Raw genomic sequence first — 6,411 nt, forward strand, 5'->3', positions numbered from 1 at the left:
TCTTAGCTAAACTCGCCGCTGATGTATTGTTTTGTCGCATCTTCGCGTGGCGAATCGAACAGTTCGTTGGTTTCGCCAAACTCGACCAAGTAACCGGTTCGTCCACCGCCGCTGGTATCGACATACATGAAAGCGGTTTGGTCCGCCACACGCTTCGCTTGCTGCAGATTGTGGGTCACGATCGCAATCGTGTAGTTTTCTTTCAATTCTTGCATCAAATCCTCGATGCGTCGTGTGGCGATCGGGTCCAGCGCCGAACACGGTTCATCCATCAACAACACTTCGGGCTCCGTCGCAATCGCACGTGCAATACAAAGCCGTTGCTGTTGTCCACCTGAGAGCGAAAGACCGCTGTTTTTCAGTTTATCCTTGACCTCGTCCCACAGCGCCGCACCTCGCAATGCCTTTTCCACCTTCTCGGCGATGTCGCCGCGATAGCGATTCAATCGCAAACCAAAGGCCACGTTGTTATAGATGCTCATTGCAAACGGATTGGGTTGCTGGAACACCATTCCGATATAACGACGCACTGCTACCGGATCGACTTTGGCGTGATAAATGTCTTTGCCACGAAAATGAACATGGCCTTCAAAGCGAAACCCACGTACCAAATCGTTCATTCGGTTCAAGCAACGCAGTGCACTACTTTTGCCACATCCCGACGGACCGATGAACGCGGTGATCGAACCGCGATGAATCGGAATCCGGCTGTCACGAACCGCACGGAAGTTTCCGTAATACAAATTTTCGATATTACAGTCCAACAACAACGAACCATTGCCGTTGGCGAGGACATCGTTTTCAACTTTAGCTGAAGCAATCACGTGTTTTTTCCTAGGAGACTTTGGCGCGACTCGAAATGATTTGACCGATAATGTTGATCGTCAAAACCATCAACACCAAGATCAAGGATGCGGCCCATGCCATTTCGATTTGGTTCTCAAACGGCATGCCCGAAAAGTTGTAAATGAACACAGCAAGCGAGGCGGTCGGCTCCATGACCTGAGAACTTCCGTCCTCAAAGATCCAGTAATTACTAAACAATGCGGTAAACAGCAGCGGTGCAGTTTCTCCGGCGGCGCGGGCAACGGCCAACATCACGCCGGTCAAGATGCCGGGCAATGCGGTGGGCAAGACGATTTTCCAAGCCACCTGAGTCGGGGTGCAGCCCATCCCAATCGCCGCCTCTTTCATTTTCACCGGAACCATTCGCATCGATTCTTCGGCGGTCAAAATCACGGTCGGTAACATCAGTAACGCCAATGCCACCCCGCCGGCCGGCGCGGAATAACCGCCAGTCGCTAGCACGATCGCGGCGTAGGCGAACACGCCTGCCAAAATCGACGGCAACCCGGTCAACGTCTTCGCACAGAAACGAGCGATCGACGCTGTCTTACTCTGCGGACCGAACTCGGCCAAGAAAACGGCGGTCAAGATACCAACGGGAATCGCGATCGCCGCGGCGATCGATACGATCACGATCGTGCCGACGATCGCGTTGCCAAAGCCCCCCCCCTCTTCGAATGCCGTCGGGGGCAATTCGGTGAACAAGGCCAGCGAAAGCTTTTTGCCACCTCGATAGATCAACATGATCAACACGCTGAACAGAGGCACACACGCGATGATCGTGGCCACCCCGGTTCCGATGCTCAATACGATACTGAACAAGGTTCGCGGATGACGCAGCGAACGCTCGAGACGAGGGAAATCAACATCGCTAAATTCGGTCGCGATTTCGGCCGTGTTCATTTTGTAGCTCCACGCATGCGAGCCGACGCGTGCTTCAATACAAACGCGCCGCAGATGTTCACCAACAACGTGATCGCCAACAGGATCAACGCGGCGTACATCAACACCGGTTCTTCGCGTTCACCGGCTTCGGGGAAATGGTTCGCCAACAGCGAAGCCAACGTGTTTCCAGGCGAAAAGAGCGACAGACTCATCTGATTGGAATTTCCGACCAACATCGCCAGCGCCATCGTCTCGCCCAAAGCTCGGCCAAACCCAAGCACCAGAGCTCCGAAGATGCCGGTCGATGCCGTGGGGACGATCACTCCGATGATCGCTTCCCAGCGTGTGGCCCCCAACCCAAAGGCCGCTTCTTTTAATTTCCGCGGCACGTTGCTCAACGCGTCGCGAGAAATTGCCGAAACCGTGGGCAAAATCATGATCGACAAAACCAATGCGGCCGGCAACATTCCTGGGCCGGAAAGCGAGGTTTTGAAGAATGGAATCCAGCCCAAGTTCTCGTGCAACCAACCGGCCACCGGACGCAACATCGGGATCACGACAAAGATGCCCCACAAACCGTAAACCACGCTGGGAATCGCGGCCAACAATTCAACAATGTTCTTGAATGCCCACTCGACCCGATGCGGCAAGAAGTCTTGCGTTAGAAAGATCGCGATCGAAACGCCAAAGAAACCGCCAATCAGCAGCGCTAAAAGCGAACTGTAGAGCGTCCCCCAAATCTCGGGCAATACGCCGAACTCTTCGTTCTGCACATCCCAAGTCGACGAGGTCACAAAACGGAACCCGTGCTCGCTGATCGCCGGCATGGCTTTGGTGGCAACTTCATACACCACCAAAAACACCACCAACACCGTCAACCAAGCAAAGCCGCGTGTCAATCCACGGAACACACGATCCTTCGCAATCTCCATCGTTGATGGAGGCGAGGAGATTGACGCCGATTCCGCCAGATCGGAAAGCGTGGCATTGGCCATGAGATCGCCTAGATAAAGAACAACAAAATCAAATCAATCGCTTTAGCGATCGACTGTCGTGATGGACGAGTCGTCCATCACGGCATCTTGGGCTGGCAAACTATTGGATGCTCTCTAGTTTTTCAGTCACTGTTGCGACGACGTTTTCCGGCAGCGGGATGTATCCCATTTCCGCACTCGACTCTTGCCCCTGATGCAAACACCATTTGACAAGACTCTTCAGCGCCGCGGCTTTGGATGAATCCTCGTACTTTTCGTAGCACAGCAGCCATGTGTAACTAACAATCGGGTACGCGTTATCGCCGGTAGGGTCTGGCAACCAAGCACGCAAATCTTCGGGCATCTCAACGCCTGCCAAAGCTGCGGTTGCGTTTTCGAGCGTGGGCTCGATGAATTTTCCTGCAGCGTTCTGCAAGGTCGCCATTGGCAGCTTGGCTTGATCGGCGAAACCGAACTCGACATAGCCGATCGCACCAGGGGTTTGCATGATGGTTGCGGTGACGCCATCGTTTTTCGGTGCGGCGATAAACTTATCGCTCTCGGGCCAACTGACCGATTTCCCAACGCCGGGGCCGTCTGCGAACTCCTTGCTGATGGCACTAAGATGGTTGGTGAACACAAACGTGGTTCCGCTGCTGTCCGCACGCCGGACGACCGTGACGGGCAAATCAGGAAGATCCACTCCTTCGTTGGTCGCGGTGATCGCCTCGTCATTCCACTTGGCAATTTTGCCCAAGAAGATCTTGCTGTAGGCGTCTCGCGACAGCACCAAAGGCTTCTTCAACTTTGGCAGGTTGTAAGCCAACACCACGCTACCGGCGGTCATCGGCAGCAATACCACGCCGTCGTCGACTTGAGCGATTTCGCTGTCGTTCATCGCCGCGTCACTGGCTGCAAAATCAACCGTGTGACCAATGAAATCCTTGATCCCGCCGCCACTTCCCTTGGCTTGGTAATCCACCTTCACGCCTTCGGTCGCGGCACTGTACTCTTTGAACCAACGACCATACAGCGGAGCAGGGAAACTCGCCCCAGAGCCTTGCAATTTGATGTTCTGGGCTGCCGAACCAGAGTCACCGCCGGGCGAGGAACTCGATGTGCTCGAAGCGTTGCAACCGACCAAAACCGTGAGGGCGGTGAGACAACAAAAGCGAAACGCTGTTTTGTTCACAATGGGACTCTTACTGGTTACCGGGGAGGCGATCTGAAACTTTTGAGCCCAGTTGTAGTCCCCCCATTCGCCCGCCGGAACCTTTGCTAACCAATAATTAACGCTCTCTTAACAATCGGCGTCCGCCAAGCCCAAGGGTCCTATAATCCCGCGTTTTATGACGTTTATGCGATCGCCAGCCACCTTAACCATTGGCAAAAATGCCCGATTATGAAGACGCAGACGGGCTATTTGGGTGCTAAACCGACAATGCACCTTCTGTTTTCCGAACATGAGGGTGCGGGGCGACGGAGGCGAGTCATCGCCGCAAAGCGAACGAGATTTCGCTGCAATTCGGATCCGGCACTCGCTGTGACCGCGTCAAAGAAAGCATTGATTGATCGAGGTTGCCACTCCATCACGAGCACACGAAATGCTGGCGGCCATTGGCATCGGCTTGGGTTAACGCTCCGCGAAGACAACATCCCGGCGTGGGCGTTTTGAAGTTGCGCGTTTGTATTTAGGGGCAAAGCCCCGGACGTTTGCCTAGCCCAGCCCAACGGGCTGGGACCAAGAAAACCAATGAATTGTAGGGCCAACGGTCCGGCCGTTTGCTGGGACTTGATGAGGGCAGCTAGCAAATGGCCGGCCTTTTTCCCGAAGAACGTCTAAGCGCGCAACTTCAGAACTCACGCATCAGTTGGGAGAAACGTGCAGCTTCAAAACTTGGGCAAAGAGTCGATGGCATTGGGTCGGCGGCCCAATCCGCATTCGTGGCGGCTACAGCGTCATCAAGATGTCGAGCATTTCGGTGGCGGTCGCGATCACTCGCGACGAAGCTTGAAACGCGCGCTGGTAGGCAATCAGCTTGATTGATTCCTCATCGATATTGACCCCGGTGATGGCAAGATGCTGGCTTTGAAGCGTGGCATAAAAGTCGCGAAGACCATCGGCCTCACTTCCTTGCAAGCTAATCTTCTGAGCCATGGTGGCGATGGTCGATTCATAGATCCCTCGAATCGATCGACCTTCGAGCTCCGACATCGGCCGGTCCACCAAGTCCAACATGCTGGACAACACGTCGGTGTCTTCGCCGATACCGCCTGCGCTGATCGCGAGAAAATCGCTGTCGTTTTTCAGCGTGTCGTTGACATTGATATCAACGGCATTGCGACCGACAAAGAAAGTATTGATGCCAGCAGCCGCCAAGAAACCACTGGTGTCTTCTCCGAACGTAAACGACGACGTTGGCGAGTCGGACAGGATTTCGATTTGCCCGCTGCTGGTCACGCTGGCCGAAATACCATCAATCGCATCAATATCGGCGACGATTGAATTGACTGTCGAATCGGTGACATCGCCTAGATTTCTTACTTTGATTCGGTGAGTCGAGATCACATCGCCCGATGCATCGACCAGGTTCATGTCAAAGGTGCCGTTGGTGGGCGTCCACGGCAAACCGGCCTGATCCAGCGGTACAAAGGCGTCTGATCGGACGCTGGAAAGCAATTCCTGAAACCCTTCTCGACCTTGTCCCTGCGAGTGCACTTCGTTGACACTGCGAATCAACGCCGAAGCCATACGGTCGATCCCGGTGATGTAGTCACCAAAGACTTCATCGCGTGCTTTGACAATCGCGCCAACTTGACCGCCGGTCGCATCGAGCGGCGAATCGGTTTCGATGATCCGGATTTCCTGGGCCTCGAACTCCTCGCTGTAATGGCTATAGACGTCGCGGCTGATTCCGTCGTTGACGAGGTAATCGCCCCCTACAAATACCGAAACGGCTCCGCTTGGCTGTTCCTGGATATTCAAATCGACATAGGACGCAAGTTCTTCGAGATAGCTGTATCGCTGATCTCTTAGCCCGGTGGCGTCGCTATTGATTAGCCCGCCCCCTTCGATCGTGGCAATCTCGAGATTCAGCTCAGCAATGCGTTGGGTCAAACGATTGATGTCGCTAGCAGCGTCCTTTAGATCGCCATCCCAAGCTTGTTGGCGATCGGTCGCTTTGCTGCGAACGTTGCGAATATTTTCCGCTAACGTCTGGCCCTGCAAAATCACAAATTCACGGAGCGAGGCGTCCCCCGGTTGGGTCGATAATTCATGAACCGCGTTGTTAAACAACGAAAACTGCTGGCTCAGCCCCGTATTGTCCAGGTCGGTCGAGAGCTCTTCGAGTTGAGCATAGGCACTTTCGAGCGATTCGGCTCCGGCCAACGCGGTTTTGGCGTCGATCATCCGCTCGAACAGCGCTTCGTCAACGACTTGGACGATGCCCGTGGGGCGAACTCCGTGCCCGGAGATCAAGTTGCCCTCGCGAACGGCTACCGCAGACGCCTGCTGCAGCTCCTGGCGAATATAGCCAGGAGTATTCGCATTGGCGACGTTGTTGCCCACGACCTGAAGGCCGATTTGGGCCGCATCGAGTGCGCCTTTGGATTGCTGGATCGTGCCGAGAAGGCCCATACCGATGTCTCAATTGACCGAAAGAACCGTACCTTCAGTCTTTTATCGGCATTCTCGTCGGCACAA

5 protein-coding genes are annotated in these 6,411 nt (G+C 54.6%); all 5 read right to left on the reverse strand.

The genetic code is table 11. From position 1 onward, the window contains the following. Window positions 1-2: 2 nt before the first annotated feature. Window positions 3-824, reverse strand: coding sequence for a phosphate ABC transporter ATP-binding protein PstB (pstB, locus tag ABEA92_RS06790; RefSeq protein WP_425572400.1), 822 nt, complete (start codon window positions 822-824; stop codon window positions 3-5). 10 nt (window positions 825-834) lie between these two features. Then, window positions 835-1,749, reverse strand: coding sequence for a phosphate ABC transporter permease PstA (gene pstA, locus ABEA92_RS06795; protein ID WP_345683050.1), 915 nt, complete (start codon window positions 1,747-1,749; stop codon window positions 835-837). After that, a complete protein-coding gene (gene pstC, locus ABEA92_RS06800) occupies window positions 1,746-2,726 on the reverse strand; it encodes a phosphate ABC transporter permease subunit PstC (protein ID WP_345683051.1) in 981 nt (326 codons plus the stop codon). Before pstC ends, pstA begins: the two co-directional genes overlap by 4 nt. A gap of 100 nt (window positions 2,727-2,826) precedes the next feature. Continuing rightward, complete coding sequence (gene pstS / locus ABEA92_RS06805) at window positions 2,827-3,897, reverse strand: phosphate ABC transporter substrate-binding protein PstS (RefSeq protein WP_345683052.1); 1,071 nt, start codon at window positions 3,895-3,897, stop codon at window positions 2,827-2,829. 759 nt (window positions 3,898-4,656) lie between these two features. Then, window positions 4,657-6,345: a flagellar hook-associated protein FlgK gene (flgK, locus tag ABEA92_RS06810; RefSeq protein WP_345683053.1), complete on the reverse strand. Its 1,689-nt coding sequence runs from the start codon at window positions 6,343-6,345 to the stop codon at window positions 4,657-4,659. Window positions 6,346-6,411: the final 66 nt, after the last annotated feature.

The sequence above is a fragment of the Novipirellula caenicola genome, from assembly GCF_039545035.1.
GTDB classification, from domain to species: Bacteria; Planctomycetota; Planctomycetia; order Pirellulales; family Pirellulaceae; genus Novipirellula; species Novipirellula caenicola.

Bases quoted from the DNA above. Each gene is read 5' to 3' on its own strand.
- pstA (WP_345683050.1), bottom strand. From the start codon at position 1,749: ATGAACACGGCCGAAATCGCGACCGAATTTAGCGATGTTGATTTCCCT.
- pstC (WP_345683051.1), bottom strand. From the start codon at position 2,726: ATGGCCAATGCCACGCTTTCCGATCTGGCGGAATCGGCGTCAATCTCC.
- flgK (WP_345683053.1), bottom strand. From the start codon at position 6,345: ATGGGCCTTCTCGGCACGATCCAGCAATCCAAAGGCGCACTCGATGCG.